Below are 859 nucleotides of genomic sequence, written 5' to 3' on the forward strand. Positions count from 1 at the left end.
ATTAGAGTACATCAAGTGGAGCTGTTAGTAGATGAGCACATTACAACTCTAATAGTATTATCAAAAGTGGTAAAAGTAGTACAGATAAACAACGCTACCGATGTAAGAATTGCCAGAAGCATTTTATTAGTGACTACACATACAAAGCCTATCTTCCTAACATTGATAACTGACCAAAGAAGGATTGGGCAATCACAGCACGACACTAACGTTGGACATTATGATTTATCAGCATTCATTCTTATTTACTCTCAAGGGATTTTGTTAGTTGTACTGCTTGTTGTTGCAGTCTAATAAGAAGTTGGGAATAGGTTTCGAGTTTGCTGAGCAGTTGTTGCGCAGTGGCGACAGAATGATAAGTATTGAGGGCTTTCACGGCTTCGTTGTACAGCACACCTATCTTATTAGTCATGGTAACGATTTCGGAGAGTTTCTCCAAGTGAGGCTCTTTTGCAGGGTCTTGGGTGATGACCTTAAAGGCTTCACCCAAAAGCCTTACTCGGACAAAATCACTTTTCGTTTTTGCTCCCGACTTTCGGTAGAGTCTGATAAGTTTCTGCTGGTTTTCAGAATTAGGTATCCTGATGTGCCATCTATCCCATCGTGGGCAGGTGGCACATCTGCCGTCTGGCTTCTTTTGTTTCTGCTTTTTCATTGTTTTCTAATCACGACTTTGAAGTGATTTAACCCCCTTTCGGGGCAAGGGTCTTTGTGGTACAAACGGCAGTTTGTGGTACAAAGACACACCTTGCCAGTATAAAGAAAGAGATAGTTTGTTATGTTCCATAAAGTAACCTTCCTGGGGTGCTTTTGATAGACGAGAGTTCAAAGTTCAAGAAGTAAGTCAAGAGATAAGTTT

The 859-nt window shown here is 40.7% G+C and carries 2 protein-coding genes; one reads left to right on the forward strand and one right to left on the reverse strand.

The window, feature by feature from the left end:
* Window positions 1-59 precede the first annotated feature (59 nt).
* Complete coding sequence (locus tag HMPREF9420_RS15085) at window positions 60-173, forward strand: IS1/IS1595 family N-terminal zinc-binding domain-containing protein (protein WP_424035680.1); 114 nt, start codon at window positions 60-62, stop codon at window positions 171-173.
* A gap of 68 nt (window positions 174-241) precedes the next feature.
* On the opposite strand, the gene HMPREF9420_RS10495 is transcribed toward HMPREF9420_RS15085, so the two are convergent.
* Entirely contained in the window at window positions 242-655 is a 414-nt protein-coding gene (locus tag HMPREF9420_RS10495) for a plasmid mobilization protein (RefSeq protein WP_007135654.1), read from the reverse strand.
* Window positions 656-859 lie beyond the last annotated feature (204 nt).

The organism is Segatella salivae DSM 15606, from assembly GCF_000185845.1.
Classification (GTDB): Bacteria; Bacteroidota; Bacteroidia; order Bacteroidales; family Bacteroidaceae; genus Prevotella; species Prevotella salivae.

Bases quoted from the DNA above. Each gene is read 5' to 3' on its own strand.
- HMPREF9420_RS10495 (WP_007135654.1), bottom strand. From the start codon at position 655: ATGAAAAAGCAGAAACAAAAGAAGCCAGACGGCAGATGTGCCACCTGC.